Raw genomic sequence first — 22,990 nt, 5'->3', positions numbered from 1 at the left:
AGGGAGCATCACATGGCCAGAGTCGTCACTGCACACACGCCGCTTGCACCGGACCAGTTGCTGTTCCGTTCGATGCACGGCAAGGAAGGGCTGTCGGAGCTCTTCGAGTTCGAAGTGGACCTGCTGAGCCCCAACACTTCCGTCGACATGAAGGCGGTGCTCGGCAAGCCGCTCACTCTCGAGATCGTGACGATCGACGGGACGCCGCGCTACCTCAACGGGCAGATCACGCGTTTCACGATGATCGGCCGCGAAGAGAGCTCGTCGCGCTATGTGGTGTATCGGGCTCTGGTGCGGCCCTGGCTCTGGTATCTCACGCGCACCAGCGATTGCAAGATCTTCCAGAACAAGTCGGTGGTCGACATCCTGGACGAAGTGCTCGGCGAGTACGGGTTCGCGTTCGAGAAGAAGCTCAGCGCCACCTACCGCCAGCGCGACTATTCGGTGCAGTACCAGGAGACCGACTTCGCATTCGTGAGCCGCCTGATGGAGCACGAGGGCATCTACTACTACTTCAAGCACGAGAAGAACCAGCACACGCTGGTGCTGGCCGACGACATGGGTGCGCACGACACGCTGCCGGGCTACCCGCGCATCGGCTACCTCGCCACCGATCGCGCGGGCGAGACGGGCCGCGAAGTGATCGACCAGTGGGAGGTGACCGAGGAGATTCGCCCCGGCACCTTCGTGGTCGACGACTTCGACTTCAAGAAGCCCAAGGCCGACCTGCTCAACACGCGCAGCCAGCCGCGGGAGAACGATCACGGCCGCTACGAGATGTACGAGTGGCTCGGCGGCTACAGCGACGCCGGGGATGGCGAGCACTACGCGCGCATACGGCTCGAGGAAGCGCAGGCGCAGGCCGAGGTGGACACCGGTCACTCCAACGTGCGCGGCATGGCGCCCGGCTACCGTTTCAGCATGCAGAACGCGCCGCGCGACGAGGACAACAAAGAATACCTGATCGTCTCGGTGACGTACAACCTGCGCGAGGGCGGCTATGCCACCGGCAGCCCCGACGGTCTCTACAGCTTCGACTTCGACGTGCAGCCCACGTCGTTTCCGTTCCGCGCGCCGCGCGTCACGCGGATGCCGACCACGCACGGCCCGCAGACCGCCACGGTCGTGGGCCCGCCCGGGGAAGACATCTGGATCGACAAGTACGGCCGCGTGAAGGTGCAGTTCCGCTGGGACCGCTACGGCCAGCGCAACGAGGACAGCTCGTGCTGGGTGCGTGTGTCGAGCGCGTGGGCGGGCTCCAACTTCGGCGCGGTGAACCACCCGCGCGTGGGGCAGGAAGTGATCGTCGATTTCATCGCCGGTTGCCCCGACCGGCCGATCATCATCGGCCGTGTCTACAACGCCGACCAGATGCCCCCGCTCGAACTGCCGGCCAAGGCGACGGTCAGCGGCTTCATCAGCCGCACCATCAAGGGCGACGGCGAACTGGCCAACCACTTCGTGATCGACGACGACCCCGGCAGCGAGTCGATCAAGATGCACGCGCAGAAGGACTTCAGCCTCAGCGTAGAGAACAATGAAACGCACACCGTGGACGGCACGCGCGAGACGCTGATCGAAGGCGCGGACACCTACACGACCAACACCTCGCTCAACGAGACGGTCAACGGGCCGCACACGCTGACGGTGAACAAGGGCGGGCCGCAGACGATCACCGTCAACGGCGGCAACCAGTTCATCAAGGTGGATGGCGGCGACCAGCAGGTCGACGTCATCGGCAACCAGACCATCCATGTCACCGGCAAGCGCACAGACACGGTAGACAGCGGTGAAGAGCGGATCATCGGTACGTCGCTCAAGGAAGACATTGCCGGTCCCCAGACCACCAAGGTGGTCGGCCTGTACACCGAAGAAACCAAGGGGAAGAAGGTGACGGTCCACGGCGACGAGGACTATCTCGTCGAGGGGGCACAAAAGGTGCACGCGAACACGTCGTTGAGTGCGACGACGGATGGCCCCATGAACCTGGAAAGCACCGCGGCGGACATCTCGGTCAAGTCACCGACCAAGATCATCCTGGATGCCCCTCACGTGGAGGACAAGTCGGCCAAGAAGGTGACCTTCACGGACTGGGGCATTGCCTTCAAGGGCTTCAACATGGGGATCAACGGGATCAACGTGAGCATCAACGGGCTCGCCGTCTTCGCCAACGGAAGGGTGGTCAGCGTTGCCGCGCAGAACCTGGGCTTCAACGCCTACTCGCTCACGGGCGCCATCAACAAGTTCGACATGTATTCCGCCAGCGGTGCGATCGGCCTCTATACCGCCACCCGGACGCTTTTCACGACGGACAACCCGGCGACAAAAATCGACTACTCCCAAATCAGGGTGAACCCCAGGGGCATCACCGTCTATCTCTGAGCCTGGAGCGCGTGTTGGATCTTTTCGTCGTGTGGTTCACCAAGTATTGGTATCTGATCGTCATCATCGCTGTCGTCGTGCTGCTGCCGTCCGTGCTGACTACGCTGGCCAAGCGCTATGTATTCCGCGTGATAGATCAGCAGAGTGTGGTCAACCGCCAGGTGATGGGGACGGATCGCGCCGAAAGAGTGCTTCGCACGGGCCAGCCGGCCGTAGGGGTGGTGCTCGAGAGCTATGACACGGCCATGCGGGTCGAGCGCATCTATATCCTCGTGCGGCTCAAGTTCCAGGTACGGCCTGAGGGCGGACTGCCCGCCTACGAGACCGAACTGGTCGCCCCGATCAGCCCGGTGAAGCTCGCCGACTTCGCACCAGGGCGCTCCGTGAAGCTGCGCTTCGACCTGGTCTCGCGCGAGATCGCCATCGATCAGCCGGTGCGCTGAAGCAGGTGCGCTGCCCCCGATGAAGACCATCAAGCCCTTTCGCCTGAGCATCATCACCCGGCCCTTCCGACGGCAGCGGCGAGACTTCCTGGGCGTCTCGGTCTTCGCGATGGCCAGCCTGGCGCCCGAGCCCCTGCTGATGCCCGACCAGGATCTCTGGAAGCTGGCGGCCGACGAGATAGGGCCCGGCAACGTGCTGGACATGGGCGTGCCCAAGATCGAGCCGGAGTGGCTGGTCAGCGGCTATGCGTACACGGCGCATCAGGAGGACAAGACACTGTGCGCGGCCCAGGCCGTCTTCCATGGCCAGGCCAAGTCGTTGCTGGTGAGCGGTGATCGCTACTGGCTCGACGGCCGCGCCACGCCCGCGCAGCCTTTCGAGCGCCTGAGGCTGGATTGGGCGCATGCCTATGGCGGCCCGGGCGAGCCCGAAAACCCGGAAGGCATCGGCAGCTTCGATGAAACGATCAACGGCGTACAGACGCGCCGGCTTCCCAATGTCGAGTTGCCCGGCGCGCGTCAGGACGTACCCGGGCGGCGCATCGTGCCTGCGGGTTTCGGCGCCATACCCCCCGACCGGCCGCAGCGGCTCGCGCTGATGGGGCGCGCCTACGACCAGCAGTGGCTGCAGCACGAGTACCCGGGTTTCGCCGAGGACATGGACTGGCGCTACTTCAATGCCGCACCTGCCGACCAGCGCCTACCTGGCCAGAGCGAATTGCCTCCGGGCGCCGCCTACGAACTGTGGAACATGCACCCCCGGCAGCCGGTGATGCGCGGCCAGCTGCCCGATTGGCAGGCGCGCTGCTTCGCCAGCTTCCAGAAAGACGGTGGCGCGCTGTCGGAAATTTCGCTGCGCATGAGCACGGCCTGGTTCTTTCCGCACGCCGAGCGCGTCATCCTGGTCTGGCACGGTGTATCGCCCATCGCAGAGGATGACGCGGCCGACGTCAAGCACATCATGCCCGCGCTCGAGTTGCGCGGGCAGCCGCGGCCGCTCGCCCACTACCAGCAGGTGCTGCAGCAGCGCATCGATCCGGCCAAGGCGGTGCTGGTCCTGCGCGACAGCGACCTGGTCCCCAAGGCGATCATGGGGCCATGGGCAGGCGACCAGATGCCCGATATCGCTTCGCTTCCGCTGGCGCGCAACCTGCGCGCAGGCCGGCAGCGCGAGCACGAACGCCTGAGCGCCCGCCTGCTGGAGCAGGGCCTGGATCCCGAGCAGTATCTGCCGCCCCTGTCCGAACCGGATTTGCATCCGCCTGCCTCCATGGACGATCTGCCAGACTTCGCCGAGAAGGCCGATCGAGCCCTCGAGCAGATGCGCGAGTCGGCCCTTGCCCGCGGCGCCGAGGGGCGCGCTCAGGCCGTCGCGCGCGGGATGCCCGCTGCCGTTCAACCCGACGTCGATATCCCACCGCTGTCGCAGATGGAACCGCGCCAGCTGTCCGACGAGATCAAGGCGAGCATCGACAAGGCCATGACCGAGGTGGAGGCGCGGACCGGCAAGCCTGTGCAGCGCCGATTCGACCCGGACCGCCTGCTGCGTGACCTCGCGCGCCTCGAGGAAGAAGCGGCGCGAGAGCGCCGGACCCCCCTCACATCCGACGAGGCCGCCGAAAACGCGCGGCTGCGCGAGCAGGCCGGGCGCAGCGCGCGCATGGGGCACCTCTACGGCGCACACCTGCTCGAGCCGGCGCCGCCGGCCAGCAGCCTGCGCTCCAGGCGGCTGCGCCGGCGCCTCGAGGCCGCAGCCAGCGGCGAGCGTCGTTTCGCAGGCATGAACTTCGTCGGCGCCGACCTCTCGGGCCTGGATCTGCGCGGTGCCGACTTCACGGAAGCGAACCTCGAAGACGTCGACTTCAGCGACGCGCGGCTCGATGGCTGCAACTTCACACGTGCCGTGCTTGCGCGGGCGCGGCTGGTCCGGGCTTCGCTCACCGATGCGCGGCTGGACGAGGTCAATCTGGGCGGCGCGCAATGCGACGGGGCGAACTTCACGGCGGCCAGCTTCGTGCAGACGCGTTGCAGCAAGACCATTTTTCGTTCCTGCGTGCTGGCGAAGGCCGCGTTCAATCAAGCCGATCTGTTCGAAAGCGAATGGGCGCGCTGCGATGCGCGCGGCTCGCACTGGGAGCAAATGGCGATGGTGAAGCTGGCACTGGAAGACATCGCTTTCGACGACGCCGCGTTCAAGCAGGTGAGCTGGGTCGAGTGCAGCTTCAAGGAAACATCCTTCGTACGCGCCTCGCTGAACGCCTGTGCTTTCGTCGCCGTCGATGCGCGGGAGGGGGTCGACTTCACCGAGGCCAGCCTCGTCACCTGTTCCTTCGTCCATGGCTGCAGCCTGGTGCAGGCAGTGTTCTGCGCCGCTTCGCTCAGGCAGTGCGGCCTGCGCGGAGCCATATTGGTCGGCGCCGATCTCGCGAGGGCGCGCCTCGAAGGCTGTGATTTCTCCGAGTGCGACCTGCGGCGCGCGCGGCTCGAGGGACTGCATGCCGGCGAGAGCCTGTTCATTCGCGCGGACTTTCGCGAAGCCTCGTTGCGCGGTGCCAACCTCATCGACGCCAATCTTTCCAAGGCCGACCTGCGCTTTGCCAGCCTGCAGGATGCCAATCTGTTTCGCGCCGACGTGTCGCAGGCCGCCATCGACGGCTCGACCACTTTCATCGGCGCCTACACCCAAGGAGCCAAGACCTTGCCCGCACGAAGGACTGAGCCGGTTCGATGACAGTCGAAGAACTTCTGGACAAGATTCGGCATGGCGAACCGGTGGTCAAAGCGAGTCTCGCGGGTCAGGACCTCAGCGGCGTCGACTTGTCGGGGGCGCAGATGGAGCACGTCGACCTGAGCCTGACGAATCTGCGTGGCGCCAGCCTCGACGACAGTTCGCTGACGCAATGCAACTTCGACCGGGCAGACCTGTCGGCGGCCAGCTTGAGAGGCGTGCGCGTGTTTCGGTGTCGGTTGGAGGCTGCGCAACTCGGCCGCGCGTTCATGCAGGACACCAACTTCTTCGAATCTTCGCTGGCTCATGCGGATTTCGGGAAAGCCCAAATGGAACGCGTGGCCTTTGCCAGATGCGAACTCGGGAATGCCGTGCTGAAGCCGAGCATTTGCGATCAGATCGTCGTCACCGAATCAAGGGTCGATCAGCTCGATTGCCGCGGGGCACAGCTGTTGCACCTGATGTTGTTTCGCATGGATCTGCGCACGGTGGAGTTCGCTCAGGCCCGATGCGATGGCTCGATCTTGATGGAGTGCAATCTCGAAGGTCAGCGCCTGCCGCACACCGCCTTCCTGCGCTGCCAGTTCACCGACAGCGCGATGGCAGGCGTCGATTTCAGCGGCGCCGTGCTGACCCAGAGCAATTTCAAGGGCGCCACGCTGACCCATGCGAACTTCAGTGGAGCGGATGCCGCCCAAGCCATGTTCCCGGAGGCCGATCTGCGTGGAGCGAATTGCAGCGATGCCGTCTTCGATCAGTCGATCTGGTCCGACGCCAAACTCGAAGGTACCGATTTCAGCCGCTCGCGCCTGCCGCTGAGCGTGTTCCATCGCGCGCGGGCGAGGGGGGCCAGCTTTCGCGACGCGGATCTGCACGATGCCGATCTCTCCTATGCCGATCTTCATGGCGCCGATTTGCGCAATGCACGCTTTTTGCGTACTCGCTTTCATCGGGCCGCGCGCGAAGGTGCGCGTTTCTCGGGAAGCGGTGGCATCATCGAAAACGATTCGGAGCTGTTCAAGGCCCAAGAGATCCGTCCGCCGAGCTGATGCCGCCAGGCCTGCCCGTTCCACTGTTTACCCATCGAAACAAGGAGATCTCCATGTCAGTCGTTTCACTGCGCAAAGCCTCGTTGCTGACGGCTCCGGTTCACTTCCAAGGGGTGGTCGCCGCATTGCTGCCGGATGGACTTATCAGCGTCGATGACGAGCAGGGTGCTGTCTGGGTTTGCCGGCGCGCGGCTAGCTGCCTGCTCAAACCGGCCAGCGGCGATACCGTGCTGGTGTCCGGTCCCGACAGCGCGCGAGCCTACCTGATCGCCGTGATCGAGCAGGCCGATGCGTCGTCAAGCTGCATCGAGGCGGCGGGCGACGTCACCTTCGCGTCTACCGGCAACGGCCGGGTGACCATCGCGAGTACTTCGGAGCTCAGGCTTCGCGCGGACAAGCGCTTCGTACTCAAGGCAGAAGAGGGCGAGTGTGACATCGGTGAACTGCGGCTGGTGACGCGCTCCGTGCAGGCCGCGGCAGGAAGCGTCCGGCTGGTCGGCAAGGTATTCGAGACCGTGGCCGATCGCATCGTGCAGATGGCGCGTCAGACGCTACGCCTGACGGATGAAGTCGACCAGGTGCGTGCGGGCCACATGGACTACAAGGCCAGCGAGACGGTGCGCATTCATGGCCACCACACGATGGTCACCGGCCAGGAGCTGGTGAAGGTGGATGCGGCTCAGATCCACATGGGCTAAGCGAGGAGGTACCAGATGTTTGCCAATTGTCAGCTCATGGGAATGGACATGGCATTCCCCGACGTCTGCAAGACGCCGGTGCCCATTCCATACCCGAACATGGCTATGGGGCCGATGGCTGTTCCGAATGCTTGGAACATCCTTTTCATGGCGATGCCGGCACACAACATGGCTACGACCACGCCAATCACCCTGGGGGATCAGCCCGGGGCGCTGGGCGGCGTTGTGTCGCAGACGTTCATGCAGCAATCGCGTCATGTGACAGGCGCGTTCACCGTGCTTCTCAAGGGTACGCCGGCCACGCGGGTCACCAGCATCACGACGCAGAACCGTTGCAACATCGTCGGCATGCGCATCGTGCCGAGCCAGTTCAAGGTGCTGATGCTGGCGCCCTGAGGGCGCGTCGATTCAGACCGGCCCTGCCAGCGTCACCTGCTGCGGAAAGCCCACCCACACGGCCAGCGCCGAGTAGTTGTCGCGCGATTCATCAGCCTTGGATTCGGCTGCGCGGCGAATCAGCGCGAGCCATTCTTCCGCGCTGTCGGCCAGCTGCAATGAGCGTTCCATCACCTGCTGCGAGATCAACTGCCAGAGCCCATCCGTGCACAGCAGGAAGGCGTCGCCATCGGCAAGGCGCTGTGGCGCCGTGATGGTGGCTTCAGCCGTCGCGCGTGCGCCCAGTGCGCGGTACAGCAGATTGGTCTTCACCAGGCGCTCGCCGCCGTTCTGGTGGCTCGCGGCCGCATCGCCCGAGCGCTCCGACAGGCTGTGGTCTTCTGTGCGCTGCATCAGCGCGCCACGGCGAAACCAGTAGAGGCGGCTGTCGCCCACGTGGGCCCAGCAGGCCTGGTTGGTGATGCGGTCGATGAACAGCGACACGAAGGTCGCGCTCATGCGGCTCTGCTCCGTGAGCTCGCGCTGCTTCGCAAGAATGGCGTCGTTGGCCGCCTTCACGCAGCGCTGGATGTTGTCGGCGGCCAGCGAAGGGGCGTCGACAAAGGTGTTGAGGGCGGTGTCGACCGCGATGCGCGAGGCCAGTTCGCCGCCTGCGTTGCCGCCGACGCCGTCGCTCACTACGAAGCAGCCGTTGCGCTCGTCGAGGTGGTAGCCGATGGCGTCCTGGTTGCCGCTGCGTTCGCCCACGCAGGAGAACTGCGAGGTCGAGATGGGTACGGCGAAAGAGCGGGTGGCTTCAAGCACGGCGCGCCTCCTTCAGCCGTTCCATTTCCTTGTCGTAGGCCTGCTGGAAGGCACGGCCGAAGACGGCCTGGAAGTCGTCCTCGACGGCTGCGGTCGTTTCGGTGTGCAGCTGCTGGAGCTCTCGCCACAGGCGCGCCTCGCGACCGCCGGGCAGCAGCTTCTCGCCCAGGCTGCCGTCGTGCGGGGTCTCGCGGCTCAGCGCGGCGGGGTCGAAGCGCTTGAGCAGCGTGAGCAGCGCGGCGCGCATGCCGGCGACCATGCCGAGCTGGTGCGACTGCAGGTCGCCGAGCGCGTCGTGCACGGCGGCTTCGGGCGGCAAAAAGCCGGGCATGCGCGCGCCGAACATCTGCATCAGCACGGCGCGGCCGTTGGGCAGGATCTTGAACGGGTTGTTCTCCTCGTCCACGATCATCGTGATTTCAGCGCGCACTTCGCGCTTGAGCATGGCGCGCGAGGACAGCAGCTCGATGGTGCCGTCGGTGAAGGCCCGCATGATGCGGCCCAGGCGCTGCATGGCTTCGATGTCGAGCGGTTGCTGGCCAGCGACTTCGGGGACGCCTGCGCCTTCGAGAAAGGCCTTGAAGAGGGCTTCCGACGAGGACGATGGGGCTGCGGTGGGTTGTGTTGCTGCTGCGACGGGTGTAGCCGCAGGTTCAGCAACTACGGGCGGCACTGCGACAGGTGGCGGCTCGGGCGGGCTCTCTTGCACCACGGGCGGTGGTGCAGGAGGCGGCGGCGGAGGTGGTGGCGGCGGAGCGGGCGCAGGCGGCGGTGGCGGCGGTGGCGCCTCTACCTTCACAGGTTCGACGGCGGGCACGGGGGCCGGCGCAGGTGCTGGCACCGGCATCGCCACCGGAGTCGGCGGACGGAACTGAGCCGCCACTTCCCGCGTATGGTTCGAATGGCTGTACCCCTGCACGGCCGGCCTGTTGTTCTGCAACAGGTCGAGCGCGGGGTGCGTGTCGCCCGGCAGCATCGGGTCGGTATGCGTCAGCGCGGTGGGGCGCGGATCGGTCAGCGGCGAGTGCGCGCTCTCGTCGGCTGCGAAGAAAGAAAGCGGATCGACACCGCGCTTGAGCGCCATGTCCGACATGTCGTTGGCCGCGTCGGGGTTCAGTTCCGCGAGCGGATCGACCGGGTTGCGGCGCGCCTGCGACGGCAACTCGAAGGGCTCGTGCGCCATCGGGTCGGGCATCGGCGCGGGCGTGCTGTCGACGCGGCGCGGTGCGTTGGCGAGGATGGCGTCCCAGTCAGCCGCAGAAGGGATCTGCGACGAGGCGAGGGTCGGGCTCACCTTGGGTTGCGGCGCCGGCGGTGGCGCGGACGGCTGCAAAGGGGCAGCGAAGGACTCGCGCGGCGCCGGAGCGAACGCGGGCGGCTGCATCGGTGGCGGCACGGGCGTTGCCTGCCGCGGCGGTGGCATCGCCGCCGTGGGTTGCGTGTCGCCGATAGGCAGTGCGCCTTCGCCGAACAGATCGGAGAACACGTCGGATGCGCCGGAGGACGGCAGCAGTGCGTCGATGGGGCTCGCCGACATCGGCGCGGCCATTGGCGGCTGCATCGATTGCAGCGGCGGCGGGGGAGGAGGTGGCGGTGGCGGTGGCTGAACCGCAGCCGCTACGGGCGCCGCGCGCTGCGCGCTCGCGGCCTCCAGCACATAGCTTCCGATCGCGACGCGGTCGCCATCGGCCACGCGCGCTTCCTGCTCGTGCGCGAGCGTGTGCCCGTTCACGCTGATCGGCAGCACCGCACTCATGTTGCGCAGTACCGCCACGCCGTCTTCGTCGAAGCGCACGGTGGCCTGCAGGCGCGAGATCTGCCGCTGCTCGTCGGGCAGCACGAGGTGATTGTCGGGGCTGCGTCCGATCGTTCCGCCGGGCGCGGCGAGCAATGCCGAGGGGCCCACGGTCACCGGCCTGCCGGCATGTTCGATCACTGTCCAACGCATGGCTTCTCCGTGTTCGTCGTCTCGCGCCGCGGCACCGTGGCCGCCGCGATGTTCTTCATCAACGCTTCATTCGCTTGGCGGCCTCGAACGCGGGGCCCCACACCGGATGCTTGCGCTCCGCCACGTTGAGCTCGAAGGTCGGGAACGCATCGAGGATCTTGCGGAACTGGTTGCGGCACTCGGCGATCTGGTTGGCCACGCAGTAGCTGAAGGCCTCGAGCTTCATCGCATCGAGCCGGGTGCCCGGCTCGGCACCTTCGAATACCGACACGCCGCCGCTCTTGAGCGTGCTGACGGCCTTGGCATAGTCGCCTTCGTCATACGCTTGCTGCGCCTTCTCGAGCGTGGTGCGCGCCACTTGCTGGCTCAGTCGTTCGGGTTGCGGCGCGGGCTCTGGCGGCGGTGTGGTCGTGCAACCCGCGACCACGAAAAGAGCGAACGCCAAAGCAGGCAGACATGACTTCAATCTTCTCTCCTACCTTGCAAAAGGAATGCTTGAGATAGTGTGCCGCTGTGTTGCGACATGCACGTTATGCGCCATCGTAAGTGCGCATGACTTCGATAATATAGGCCGCGAACCCTCGGGGAGATTTCAATGCATCGACGAAGCTTGCTACAAGGCGCACTTGCCACCACACCGTTGTTTGCGGGCCTCATCGGCGGATGCGCATCGACAGCCAAGTCCATGCCCACGCCCTATGCCGTCACAGTCAAGATCGACGATGGCGTCAACCCCGACGGACGCGGCCAGGCCGCACCCATCCTCGTGAAGGTCTTCGAACTGAAATCTTCCGGTAACTTCGAAACCGCAGACTACTTTGCACTACAGGATCGCGACCGCGAGACGCTCATGACCGAGCTCGTGAATGCCGACCAGGCCATCATGCGCAGCGGCGAAGAGCGCGTGTTCAAGCGCGAGGCAGGACTCGACTCGCGCGCCATCGGCATCATCGCGGGCTATCGCAAACTCGAGGCCGCGCGCTGGCGCATCGTGTTGCCGTTGAAGGAACCGAAGCAAACCAACCTGTACAAGGTGTGGCAGTTTTCGCCGAGCGAGCAGGCCGTGCACGTTGCCGTGCGCAAGACGGGCATAGAGCTGCTACCAAGTCGTTAACTTTCGGCTTGGGGTGCTGGCCTGCTAGTACGAAAGTGCGAGAAATTCTTGAGCGAAATGCGGTGCAAAACGTAAGACGCGCCGTGTAGCATCAGGAGCAAAACAAGTGGACCGGGAGGCCGCTCCTCAGCGCATCTCCCGCTTCGATGTGAGCACTCCCCAGGAGGTCTTTTGGTGACAGTTCGCAATTCGGGCGCCGCAAAGAATGGCGCCCATCCGCAGGCATTGGCGAATCGTGTGGTGTGGTCCGAAGGGATGTACCTGCGGCCGCAGCATTTCCAGCAAATGGAACGCTATGTCGAGCAATACGTGACCCGGCGCACCGCAGGCCTGCAAGGCGCCTATTGGGGTTGGCTGAGTCTGGAGATCGACCGCGACGCCTATGCGCTGGGCCGTGTGTCGCTGCTCGGAGGCGCGGGGGTGATGCCCGACGGCACGCCGTTCTCGTTCGGCGCCGAAGACGCGCCGCTGCCTTATGAAGTGCCGACCGATCTCACCGACGAGCTCATCGTGCTCGCGCTGCCGCTGCGCAGGCCCGGCAGCGAAGAGGTCATCTTCGCGGAAGACGAAGGTTCGGCCGCGCGCTTCGGCGTGATCGAGCGCGAAGTGAACGACGGCAATGCGGTGGCACTCGGCCCCGCCGTGCTGCAGCTCGCCGCGCCGCGCCTGCGTCTTGCGCGTGCTTCTTCGCTCACCGCTGAATGGCAAGCCATCGGCGCGGTGCGCGTGATCGAGCGGCGCACCGACCACAAGCTGGTGGTCGATGCCAACTACATTCCGCCGGTGCTCGACGCTTCTGCGCACGCAATGCTGCGCAGCATGATCGCGGAGCTGCACGGCCTGCTCACGCAGCGCTCCGAGGCATTGGCCTCGCGGCTGTCGCAGCCGGGTCGCGGCGGGGTGAGCGAGGTCTCTGACTTCCTTTTGCTCGAGCTGGTCAACCGCTACCTTGCGCTCACGTGGCATTCGCAGCAGGCGGTGCAGGTGCACCCAGAAAACCTGTTCGTCGACTGGCTCAAGCTGGCCTGCCATCTGGCCACGCACACATCGCCCACGCGCCGTCCGGTGCTGTGGCCGATATACGACCACGACAACCTCAACGAGTGCATCCGCCCGCTGCTTGAGGAGCTGCGGCGTTCGCTGTCGGCCGTGCTCGAGCAGAGCGCGATCGCCATCGAACTCGAAGAGCGCAGCCACGGCGTGCGCGTGGGCCGCATGCCCGACCCGGTGCTGGTGCGCAACGCGGGCTTCGTGCTCGCGGTGCATGCCGACCTGCCGGCCGATGCAATTCAGCAGCGCTTCCCCACGCAGGTGAAGATCGGCTCGGTCGAGCGCATCCGCGACCTCGTGCAACTGCAACTGCCGGGGGTGGTGGTGCGGCCGCTGCCGGTGGCGCCGCGGCAGATTCCGTACAACGCGGGCTACCACTATTTCGAACTCGACAAGAGCGGCGACATGTGGCGCCAGCTCGAAAAATCGGGCGGCGTGGCGATGCACCTGGCCGGTGACTTTCCCGGGCTGGCCATGGAGTTCTGGGCCATCCGTCCGTGAGGGACTCTATGAACGGTGTCAACGACATGGCCGTCGGTCCGGGAGGCTTCGTGCCGCCGAATCCCGGCGGCGGCAATGCAATGGGCGACGCAGGCGGCATGCCGAATGCCTCGCGTGGTGGTAGCGGCCTTGGCGCGCAGCCCGAGTCCTTCACCGCATGGCACGACGCGCGGCGCCCGCATGCGGGCGACACGGCGCTCGCGGGCAACAACCCGCTGGTGGCGGCCGCCAATCCGCTGCTCGACCTGATTCCGCAGATCCGCGCCACCGGCCACCATCCCGCGCCGGCGCAGCTGCGCGAGCACCTTGTCGATGAAGTGCGCCGCTTCGAAACGCGCGCGCAGCAGGCGGGTATTTCGCCCGAGGTGATCATCGGCGCGCGCTACTGCCTGTGCACGGCAGTCGACGAGGCCGCGGCGCTCACGCCGTGGGGCGGCAGCATCTGGTCGTCGCAGAGCCTGCTCGTGATGTTCCACAACGAGACCTGGGGCGGCGAGAAGTTCTTCCAGCTACTGTCGCGCCTGGTGCAGAACCCGCAGCAGCACCTGCACCTGATCGAGCTCATCTACTTCTGCCTGGCCATGGGTTTCGAGGGGCGCTTTCGCGTCATCGACAACGGCCGCACGCAGCTCGAAACTCTCAAGCAGCGGCTGCTGCAGATCATCCGGCAGACGCGCGGCGAAATCGCCGTGCCGCTGTCGCCGCACTGGCAGGACGCGAGTGCGCCCGTGCGCCGCACGCGCAACTGGCTGCCCGTGTGGGCGGTGGGCGCGGTGGCGGCGGTGCTGCTGCTCGTCGTGTTCGCGCTGCTCACCTTCAACCTCGCTGGCCATTCCGACGGTGCTTTCGCGGCCGTCAACGCGGTACGTCTGCCGCAGACCACGCGCGCCGTGGTCATGCCAGCGCCAACGCCGCGCCTGCAGCGCTTTCTCGAGCCAGAGATCCGCGACGGCCTGCTGACCGTGCGCGACGAGGCCGACCGCAGCGTGGTGGTGCTGCGCGGCGACGGCCTGTTCGCCTCGGGCTCCGACCGCGTGCTCGACCGCTATGCGCCGGTGCTCGCGCGCGTGGCCGATGCGCTCAACGCCGTGGACGGCAACGTGCTGGTCAGCGGCTTCAGTGACGACCAGCCGATCCGCAGCGTGCGCTTTCCCTCCAACTGGCAACTCTCGCAGGCCCGCGCCGACGCGGTGAAGAAAATGATCGCCACGCGCCTTGCGCGCCCCGAACGCCTGCGAGCCGAAGGCCGCGGCGATGCCGACCCGCTCGTGCCCAACGACTCCCCGGCCAACCGCGCGCGCAACCGGCGCGTCGAGGTGACGCTGCTGGTGGCGCCCGTGGCCGGCGTGCCCGCCAACTCTGCGCCACTTGCCGCTCCAGCAGCACCGCAGCCCGGAGGCACCCGCTGATGCTGCGCGCCATCTTCCGTTTTCTCATCAGCCGCGATCTGTGGGTCTTCCTGGGCCTAGTCGCGCTCGCTTTCCTGATCTGGATCATCGGCCCGGCCATCGCGGTGGGCCGCTACCGCCCGCTCGAAGACGAGATCGTGCGCATCGTGGTCATCGCGCTGATGTTCGCGATCTGGATCGCGCGCGTCATCTACCGCAAGTGGCGCGAGCGCCGGCTCAATGCGCAGCTGCTCAACCAGCTGCGTACCCCTTCCAAGAAAGAGAAGGAAGCCAAGCCCGAGGACGCGCCCGAGATCAAGGAGCTGCAAAGCGGCTTCACCGATGCCACGGCCATCCTGAAGAACATGCGCTTCGGCGAAGGGGCCGACGGCAAGTCCGGTGGGCGCTTCTCGCTGTTCGACCGGCAGTACCTGTACCAGCTGCCCTGGTACATCTTCATCGGCGCGCCGGGCTCGGGCAAGACCACAGCGCTGGTGAATTCCGACCTCGACTTTCCGCTGGCCGACCAGCTCGGCAAGGCCGCGGTGCGCGGCATCGGCGGCACGCGCAACTGCGACTGGTGGTTCACCAACGAGGCGGTGCTGATCGACACCGCGGGCCGCTACACCACGCACGAGAGCAACCGCGAGACCGACGAGGGCGAGTGGAAGGGTTTCATCGATCTGCTGAAGAAGTTCCGTCCGCGCCAGCCGATCAACGGCGCGATCCTCACAATCAGCATTGCCGACCTGCCGCTGGCCGACGACGCCCAGCGCGCGCGCCATGCGATGGCGCTGCGCAAGCGGCTGCTGGAGCTGCGCAACGACCTGGGCATCGACTTCCCGGTGTACGTGCTGGTCACCAAGACCGACCTGCTGGCCGGCTTCAACGAGTACTTCGGCTCGCTGGGCCGAGCTGAGCGGCAACAGGTGTGGGGCTTCACCTTCCCGATCCAGGGCAACCCGGCGAACAAGGCCGGCAAGGGCGCGGCACCCGTGGGCAGCGGCGACCTGCGTGAGCGCTTCCACCAGGAATACAAGCTGCTGCACCAGCGCCTGGACGAGCGCCTGCCCGAGCTGCTGGCGGCCGAGTCCGACCCGATGCGCCGCGCGCAGGCCTACCTGCTGCCGCAGCAGTTCGCGAGCTTCGAGGACATCCTCGGCACCTTCCTGGCCGACGTGTTCAACCCGTCGAAGTTCGAGGCCGCGTCGATGCTGCGCGGTGTGTACTTCACCAGCGGCACGCAGGAAGGCACGGCCTTCGACCGCGTGATGGGCGCCATCAAGCGCTACCTGCAGGTCAACGCGCCGCCGGCGCCGCCGCCGGGCCCGGGCAAGAGCTACTTCCTGAAAGAACTGCTGCAGGAGGTGATCTTCCGCGACGCTGGCGTGGCCGGCACCAACCTGCGCTGGTACCGGCGCAAGCGGGCCATCGACATCGCGGGCTACAGCGCCATCGGCGTGCTGCTGGTGCTGTTCCTGGGTGCCTGCGTAAATAGCTGGCGCAACAACAAAGACTACGTGGCCGAGGTCGACACAAACGCCAAGGCCTTCAACAAGGCAGCCGCGCGCGGCGAGCTACCCACGGTGGTCGATTCGAGTGGCGACATCGCCAGCTCGCTGCTTATCCTCGACAAGCTGCGCGACCTACCGAAGTCCAGCCACTTCGACATCGGCGATCCGCCCACGTCCTACCGCTTCGGCCTCTACCAGGGCGAGAAGCTGCAGGCCGCAACTGATGGCGTGTACCAGCGCGCGCTGGAGACGGTGCTGCTGCCGCAGGCCGCGCAGCGCGTCGAGCAGTCGCTGCGCGACGCCGCGAAGATCGACGCCGAATACAGCTACGAGGCGCTCAAGGCGTATCTCATGCTGTATGACGCAGAGCGCTACGACGCCGACTTCCTGCAGGCCTGGCTGCTCGCCGACGTGGACCGCAAGATCGGCGCCTCGCTCACGCGCGAGCAGCGTGCGAACCTCGAGTCGCACCTGAAAGCGCTGTTCGTGGGCCGCGTGCTGACCTCGCCGTTCGCAAAGGACGACCGGCTCATCACGCAGACGCGCGAGCGCCTGGCCGGCGTGCCGCTGGCGCAGCGCTCGTATGCGCGGCTGCGCCGCATCCTGCTGCAGACCAGCCAGCCCAATGCCTTCACCATCGCCGAGGCGGGCGGGGCCGAATCGGCGCTGGTCATCCGCCGTGCGAGCGGCAAGCCGCTGACCGACGGCATTCCCACGCTGTTCACCTACCGCGGCTACTGGGACATCTTCGACAAGCGCATCGCCGAGACCACGCTGTCGCTCGAGCAGGAAGACCGCTGGGTGCTGCAGATCCGCGCGCCCGGCATCACCGACATCACCTCGCGCGAGTTGCTGCTGCGCGAAGTGCGCCGGCTCTACCTCACCGACTACATCAAGGTGTGGGACGACTACCTCGTCGACATCCGCCTGGCCGACAGCCGCTCGCTGCTGCAGAGCATCCAGATGACGCGCGTGCTCTCGACCGCGGAGTCGCCGATGTCGCGGCTCATCCGCGGCGCGGCGCGCGAGACCGACCTGCTGCGCAACCACGACGAGGCCGCGCGCAGCCTGCTCGACCAGGCGCAGAACCGCGTGCAGAGCACGCGCGAGCGCATCGAACAGCTCATCGGCCAGCCCGACGGCAGCCAGCGCCGCAACACGCGGGTAGACCGCCCCGAGTCGCTGGTGGACAACCACTTCGAGCCGCTGCGCCGCATGGTGACCGCGCCCAAGCAGGGCGGGCAGGCCCCCATCGACGCGACGGCCGCGCTCATCAACGAACTCTACAACTACCTCACCGCCACCGACACCGCGCTGCGCAGCGGCAACATTCCGCCGACCAGCGATTCGGTCACCAAGGTGCAGGCCGAGGCCGGGCGCCTGCCGGTGCCGTTCCAGGGCATGCTGAACGACCTGTCGGCCACTGCGTCGTCGAAGGCGGCGGCGGTAACGCGGCAGAACATCGGGCAGAGCGCGGCGGCGAGCATCGGCTCGTTCTGCAACCAGGCGATCGCGGGGCGCTATCCGTTCACGCGTGGATCGAACCGCGACGTGGCCTCGGGCGACTTCGCGCAACTGTTCGCGCCGGGCGGGATGATGGACGACTTCTTCCAGAAGAACCTCGTCACGCAGGTCGACACCTCGGTCAACCCGTGGGCCTTCAAGCGCGGCGTGGACGGCAGCGCGGCCGGCCGCTCGGCGTACCTCGATTCGTTCCAGAAGGCGCAGGCCATCCGCGACGTGTTCTTCTCGGGCATGGCGGGCGGACGCACGCCCTCGTTCACCATCGACATCCGGCCCGAGGACATGGACGCGGCGCTCACGCAGTTCACGCTCGACGTCGACGGGCAGACGGTGCGCTACGCGCACGGTCCGCAGGCGCCCAGCACCATCAAGTGGCCCGGCCCGCGCAACAGCAACCAGGTGCGCCTGCAGGTGACCACCGCCAACGGCACGCCGGCCGGCGGTATCGTGACCGAAGGGCCGTGGGCGCTGCACCGGTTGTTCGACAAGGCCTCGATCTCCGCGGGCAGCTCGCCCGAATCGTTCAACGCCAGCTTCGACCTGCAGGGCAAGAAGGTCGTGCTCGCGGTGACGGCCAACAGCGTCTACAACCCGCTGCGCCTGCCGCAGATGAACGGCTTCTCCTGCCCGGGGAAATCCTGAAATGAACAGCAGCATTCCTCCTCAGGCCTGGGTGCCAGTCGACGAACAGATCGGCTGGTACGGCAAGCTGCCGGCAGCCGGCGACTTTCTCTACCGCCGCATGCCGCGCGAGTTGCAGGCGTGGTGGGACCGCTGGATGCAGAACGGCCTGGGCAGCTTCAAGCGCTGGCCTGACGCGATGACGCGGCACTACGCCGTTGCGCCGGTATGGAACTTCGCGATCCCCGCCACGCAGGGCGTGGACGCCGTGCAGTTCGGCTGCATTGCGCCGAGCTGCGACCGCGTGGGTCGCTACTACCCCGTGTGCATCACGCTGCAGGTGGCCGCGCAGAACTACCGCCCATCGGTGCTCGAAGGCTCGGCCGCGTGGTACCGGCAGTGCGGCACCGCGCTGCTGCAGGCCATCCGCCACGGCGTGGCGCCCGACCAGTTCGACAGCCAGGTGCTGGCCGCGGGCCGTGCCGGCTTCCAGACCGCCAGCGGCGGCTCGGACGACATCCTCTCGATCCTCGGGCCTACAGCCGGTGGCGCGAGTGCCCAGCAGCCCCTGGGCTGGCCAGAGCTTCCACTGTGCTTCGACCCTTTCGGGAGCACCAGCTACTGGTGGACCAATCAAGCCGACGGATCGCCGTTGCGGACCGCTGCCCATGGCGGCGGCCTCAACACACCGCTGTTTTCCAAGTTGTTTTCGCAGGGGCATGTGCCATGGGCATGAAGAAGAGCCAGACCGGCCATAGGGGCCACAGCAGTCCCGCAGGAGGAGAAGCATGACGACGACGCACGGCATCGGAAGCCCGCCGGCCGAGACGGATGACGAACGGCCGCACCCGCTGGGCGTGAACCACCGGCTGGCCGAATTCGAGCTGCTGGAGGTGATCGGCGAAGGCGGCTTCGGCATCGTCTACCGCGCCTACGACCACTCGCTGCAGCGCGAGGTGGCCATCAAGGAATACATGCCCTCGATGCTCGCGCGCCGCGTGGGCGACAACAGCGTGCACGTGCGCTCCGAGCGGCTCACGGCCACCTTCCAGGCGGGCCTGCGCAGCTTCATCAACGAGGCGCGCACGCTGGCGCAGTTCAGCCACCCGGCGCTGGTGCGCGTACATCGCTTCTGGGAGGCCAACTCCACCGCCTACATGGCGATCCAGCTCTACAAGGGCCGCACGCTGCGCCGCCTGGCCGAGGACGAGCCGGGCAGGATCACCGAGCCCTGGCTGCTCGGCATGCTGGGGCCGCTGCTGGGTGCGCTGGAGACGCTGCACCGCAGCCAGTGCTTCCACCGCGACATCGCGCCCGACAACATCTTCATCCAGCAGGACGACCTGCCGGTGCTGCTCGACTTCGGCGCGGCGCGCAAGTCGATCGCCGACCTCGTCGACGAAGTGGCGGTGATGGTGAAGTCGGGCTACTCGCCCATCGAGCAGTACGCCGACGACAACACGCTGCTGCAGGGCGCGTGGACCGACATGTATGCGCTGGGGGCAGTGCTGTACCGCGCGGTCACGGGCCATCCGCCGCCTTCGGCCGTGGTGCGCAGCGTGCAGGACGCCTACGTGCCCCTGTCGTCGATGGGCCGCGACGACCTGAGCCCGAGCTTCTGCGCAGCGGTCGACCACACGCTGGCCGTGCACAGCAAGGACCGCACGCAGACCGTGGCTGCCTTCGCGGCCGAGCTGGGGCTTGTGAAGCTCGGCGACATCTACGTGAGCGGCATGAGCGCCCCGACGGTGATCATTCCCGCGGCGCCCGTTTCGGCGACGCCGCCACCTCCGCCGCTGGTGCCGCAGCAGTTCTCGCCGATGTCGGCACCGGTGCCGTTGGAGCCGATGCCGGTGGCAGCGCCGGAGCAGCCGAGGGCCGCGCCTACACCAGTGCCGGCGCCCGCACCGCGCGTCGCACCGCAGGACCGCAGCAAGGCGCAAGGGCACAAAGCCGCAGCACCAACCGCGCAGAAGAACAAGCTCAAGCGCCCGCCGTGGGGCATGGTGGGCGCGCTGCTGATCGCGCTAGTGGCCGTGGGCAGCTGGATCGGCCTGCGCCTGACCTCGGGCATGCAGCCGCAGGAGACCAAGACCGCGATGGTGCCGGTGCCGCCTCCGGCTGCGCCGATGTCGAGCAACACCGCGCCGCCGGCGGCAATGCCACCGGCCACCACCACCGATGGCGTGCCGGCCGCGCCTGGAACGCCTGCGGCCGCCGGTAGTGCAGCAGCGCCGCTGCCCGCCGCACCGGCCAGTGCGCCCGCCGCTACGGCCACGGCGCCGCTGACACCGCTGGAGAACGTGCCGGTCGGCCCACCGGCCGCGCCGCCCGAATCCGCGCTGGCCACCGCCGAAGCCGAAGACTGGAACCTCGCGCAGACCGAGAACACGCGCGAAGGCTACGAGGCTTACCTGCGCCGCTACCGCCGCGGCGTGCATGCGCGCGAGGCGCGCAATGCAATCGCCGAAATCAACCGGCTCTCGCCGCCGTCAGTGCCCGTCGCGCCCGGCACGTTGCCGCCTGGGACCACGACGACGACCGTGGCGGGTGCCACACCCGCCGGCACGCCGGGCGCACCTGCTGCCGCTCCCGCCACGCCTGCGGCCTCGCCCGGCATGGGCCGGGTGCTGTTCAACGTCCGCCCCTGGGGCCAGGTGTTCGTCGACGGCGCGGACCGCGGCGTGAGCCCGCCGCTCAAGTCGCTGTCGCTGCGCCCGGGCATCTACAACATCGAAGTGCGCAACGGCGACCTAGAAGTGTTCCGGCAGCGCGTGACGGTGCAGGACAGCAAGTCGGCGCCTGTGGTGAGCCACGAGTTCAAGTAGTACGGTCTGCGCCGCGGCTGGCTCCCGCGTTCATTTGGCGCCGCGCAGTGCCCTGCGGTACTGCACCGCCTCCGCCACGTGCGCCGCTTGCACCGCATCCGCCCCCGCGAGATCGGCGATCGTGCGCGCCACCTTGAGCGCGCGGTGCGTGCTGCGCGCCGACCAGCCGAGCTTGTTCGCCGCGTTGAACATGAACTTGCGCGCCGCGTCGTCGAGCACGGCATGCCGGTCGATGGCAGCGCCTTGCAGCGACTGGTTGGCGTGGCCTTGCCGCCGTATCGCACGCTCGCGCGCATCGACCACGCGGGTGCGGATGCTGTCGGTCGATTCACCGGGCGGCGCTTCGAGCAGCAGCTGCGCCGACACCGCTGGCACTTCGATGTGCAGGTCGATGCGGTCCAGCAGCGGGCCGCTGAGCTTGCCCTGGTAGCGCGAGACCTGGTCCGGCGTGCAGCGGCAGGGTCTCGACGAAGAGCCCAGGTAGCCGCAAGGGCAGGGGTTCATGGCGGCAATCAGCTGAAAGCGCGCCGGGAATTCGGCGCGCCGCGCGGCCCGGGCGATGGTGATGGTGCCGGTCTCCAGTGGCTCGCGCAGCGCCTCCAGTGCCGAGCGGGCGAACTCGGGAAATTCGTCGAGAAAGAGCACTCCGTGGTGCGCCCGCGAGATTTCTCCGGGCCGGGGTGGAGAGCACCCGCCGACCAGCGCCACCGCGCTCGATGTGTGATGCGGTGAGCACGTCGGCCGGCTCATCCACCGCTCGGTCGCAAAGCGCCCGCCCAGGCTGGCCACGGCCGCGCTTTCCAGTGCCTCGTCGATGTGCATCGCCGGAAGCAGGCCCGCGAAGCGCTGCGCGAGCATCGACTTGCCCGAACCCGGCTCGCCGACCATCAGCAGGCTGTGGCCGCCGGCCGCCGCGATTTCGAGCGCGCGCTTGGCGCCGGCGTGCCCCTTCACTTCAGACAGGTCCGCGTACTGCGGCGGAATCGCGCCGGGCGCGGCCTGGACGCGCGCCCAGCCACTGTCGTCTGGCGATTCGGGCAGCTGCGATGCGGCATCGCTGCCTTCGGCGATGAACTGGCGCACCACATCGAGCAGGTGCTTCGCGCCATACACCTCGCCGCCCGGCACCAGTGCGGCCTCCTGTGCACTCTCCAGGGGCAGCACCAGCCGCGTGGCAACGCCGCGCGTGTGCAGCGCCAGTGCCATGGCCAGCGCACCACGAACGGGCCGCAGCTCGCCCGACAGCGACAGCTCCCCGGCGAACTCGTGGCCGGCGAGCCGGGCGTTGTCGATCTGCCCGCTGGCCGCGAGGATGCCCAGCGCAATGGGCAAATCGAAGCGCCCGGAGTCCTTCGGCAGGTCGGCCGGCGCAAGGTTCACCGTGATGCGCTTGTTGTTCGGAAACTCCAGCCCCGCGTTCTGGAGCGCCGAACGCACCCGTTCGCGCGCCTCCTTGACCTCGGTTTCCACCAGCCCGACCAGCGTGAAGCTGGGTAAACCGTTCGCCAGATGCACCTCGACAGTGACACTGGCCGCTTCCAGGCCCAGCAAGGCGCGGCTCTGCACCAAAGACAACCCCATTCTTCTCCCTCTCCCCAAGATGGTGCGCCTATCTTCGACATGTCCGCGGTGGTGCGGCGCACCGGATATCTGCAACCACTCGCAACAGACGTTGTAACGATTTGGCTCTCAACCAATGCGGGGGCGGGGGTGGTTATGACCGGTATTTGTGCAGTTTGGCACGCTCCCTGCTTTGAGCCTCACAGGTCCAACAACACACTTGCGAGGAGTTCCCTGATGACGCACCGTACCGCCGCCCAGGCGCTGATCGTTCTGGCCGCTGCATTGACCGCTTCGGGCGCAGCCCTGGCGCAAACAGCAACGACGGATGCCGCAGCAGCACCGGCAGCCGCTCCCGCCCCGAATCTCACGGGCAACGTGTCCATCACCACGAACTACAAGTTCCGTGGCCAGGACCAGGACATGATCGGCAAGAACGACT

16 protein-coding genes and 1 pseudogene are annotated in these 22,990 nt (G+C 67.1%); 13 read left to right on the top strand and 4 right to left on the bottom strand.

All coding sequences use genetic code 11. The features are described 5' to 3' along the window. Positions 1–12: 12 nt before the first annotated feature. Genes ACZYSP_RS33930 through ACZYSP_RS33905 form a run of 6 tightly spaced genes read left to right on the top strand, consistent with a single transcriptional unit; the run spans position 13 to position 7,696 of the window. Positions 13–2,382 (top strand): type VI secretion system Vgr family protein, encoded by a 2,370-nt coding sequence (locus tag ACZYSP_RS33930; RefSeq protein WP_093082825.1) that lies wholly within the window; start codon positions 13–15, stop codon positions 2,380–2,382. Between the two features lie 14 nt (positions 2,383–2,396). Next, positions 2,397–2,825, top strand: a complete 429-nt coding sequence (locus ACZYSP_RS33925) for a hypothetical protein (RefSeq protein ID WP_489018959.1) — start codon at positions 2,397–2,399, stop codon at positions 2,823–2,825. Between the two features lie 19 nt (positions 2,826–2,844). Further along, on the top strand, positions 2,845–5,556 hold the full coding sequence (locus ACZYSP_RS33920) for a DUF2169 family type VI secretion system accessory protein (RefSeq protein ID WP_093082820.1): 2,712 nt from the start codon (positions 2,845–2,847) through the stop codon (positions 5,554–5,556). Next, positions 5,553–6,602, top strand: coding sequence for a pentapeptide repeat-containing protein (locus ACZYSP_RS33915; RefSeq protein ID WP_093082818.1), 1,050 nt, complete (start codon positions 5,553–5,555; stop codon positions 6,600–6,602). The genes ACZYSP_RS33920 and ACZYSP_RS33915 overlap by 4 nt, the downstream gene beginning before the upstream one ends. Positions 6,603–6,655: 53 nt before the next feature. After that, complete coding sequence (locus ACZYSP_RS33910) at positions 6,656–7,300, top strand: DUF3540 domain-containing protein (RefSeq protein WP_489018957.1); 645 nt, start codon at positions 6,656–6,658, stop codon at positions 7,298–7,300. 15 nt (positions 7,301–7,315) lie between these two features. Beyond that, on the top strand, positions 7,316–7,696 hold the full coding sequence (locus ACZYSP_RS33905) for a DUF4150 domain-containing protein (protein WP_093058952.1): 381 nt from the start codon (positions 7,316–7,318) through the stop codon (positions 7,694–7,696). A gap of 12 nt (positions 7,697–7,708) precedes the next feature. Here ACZYSP_RS33905 and ACZYSP_RS33900 read toward each other — a convergent pair whose 3' ends face one another. From ACZYSP_RS33900 to ACZYSP_RS33890, 3 genes are read right to left on the bottom strand one after another with little or no spacing between them, the layout of a single operon-like run. After that, positions 7,709–8,500: a PP2C family protein-serine/threonine phosphatase gene (locus tag ACZYSP_RS33900; RefSeq protein ID WP_093082813.1), complete on the bottom strand. Its 792-nt coding sequence runs from the start codon at positions 8,498–8,500 to the stop codon at positions 7,709–7,711. Further along, positions 8,493–10,448, bottom strand: coding sequence for a type VI secretion system-associated FHA domain protein TagH (tagH, locus tag ACZYSP_RS33895; RefSeq protein ID WP_093082811.1), 1,956 nt, complete (start codon positions 10,446–10,448; stop codon positions 8,493–8,495). The genes ACZYSP_RS33900 and tagH overlap by 8 nt, the downstream gene beginning before the upstream one ends. A gap of 58 nt (positions 10,449–10,506) precedes the next feature. Further along, positions 10,507–10,893, bottom strand: coding sequence for a TssQ family T6SS-associated lipoprotein (locus ACZYSP_RS33890; protein ID WP_256217027.1), 387 nt, complete (start codon positions 10,891–10,893; stop codon positions 10,507–10,509). Between the two features lie 150 nt (positions 10,894–11,043). On the opposite strand from ACZYSP_RS33890, the gene tssJ reads away from it, so the two are divergent. The 6 genes from tssJ (at position 11,044) to ACZYSP_RS33860 (ending at position 20,988) form a co-directional block, all read left to right on the top strand. After that, positions 11,044–11,562, top strand: coding sequence for a type VI secretion system lipoprotein TssJ (gene tssJ / locus ACZYSP_RS33885; RefSeq protein WP_093058949.1), 519 nt, complete (start codon positions 11,044–11,046; stop codon positions 11,560–11,562). A gap of 171 nt (positions 11,563–11,733) precedes the next feature. Then, positions 11,734–13,113: a type VI secretion system baseplate subunit TssK gene (tssK, locus tag ACZYSP_RS33880; RefSeq protein WP_093058948.1), complete on the top strand. Its 1,380-nt coding sequence runs from the start codon at positions 11,734–11,736 to the stop codon at positions 13,111–13,113. A gap of 8 nt (positions 13,114–13,121) precedes the next feature. Next, on the top strand, positions 13,122–14,522 hold the full coding sequence (locus tag ACZYSP_RS33875) for a DotU family type VI secretion system protein (protein WP_489018953.1): 1,401 nt from the start codon (positions 13,122–13,124) through the stop codon (positions 14,520–14,522). Then, positions 14,522–18,181: a type VI secretion system membrane subunit TssM gene (gene tssM, locus ACZYSP_RS33870; protein ID WP_489018951.1), complete on the top strand. Its 3,660-nt coding sequence runs from the start codon at positions 14,522–14,524 to the stop codon at positions 18,179–18,181. The genes ACZYSP_RS33875 and tssM overlap by 1 nt, the downstream gene beginning before the upstream one ends. Position 18,182: 1 nt before the next feature. Then, the gene (gene tagF, locus ACZYSP_RS33865; protein ID WP_093058945.1) at positions 18,183–18,896 is read left to right on the top strand and encodes a type VI secretion system-associated protein TagF; all 714 of its coding nucleotides are present in this window, start codon (positions 18,183–18,185) and stop codon (positions 18,894–18,896) included. A 52-nt stretch (positions 18,897–18,948) separates the two neighbouring features. Further along, positions 18,949–20,988 carry a serine/threonine-protein kinase gene (locus ACZYSP_RS33860; RefSeq protein WP_489018949.1) on the top strand — a complete coding sequence of 680 codons (2,040 nt, stop codon included), beginning with the start codon at positions 18,949–18,951 and terminating at the stop codon, positions 20,986–20,988. A gap of 30 nt (positions 20,989–21,018) precedes the next feature. On the opposite strand, the gene ACZYSP_RS33855 is transcribed toward ACZYSP_RS33860, so the two are convergent. After that, entirely contained in the window at positions 21,019–22,569 is a 1,551-nt protein-coding gene (locus ACZYSP_RS33855; RefSeq protein WP_489018947.1) for a YifB family Mg chelatase-like AAA ATPase, read from the bottom strand. Positions 22,570–22,785: 216 nt separating this feature from the next. On the opposite strand from ACZYSP_RS33855, the pseudogene ACZYSP_RS33850 reads away from it, so the two are divergent. Continuing rightward, positions 22,786–22,990, top strand: a pseudogene (locus ACZYSP_RS33850) (TorF family putative porin); the annotation flags it as partial.

It is taken from the genome of Variovorax sp. F042, assembly GCF_057814215.1.
This window is presented reverse-complemented; position numbering and strand designations above follow the sequence as displayed.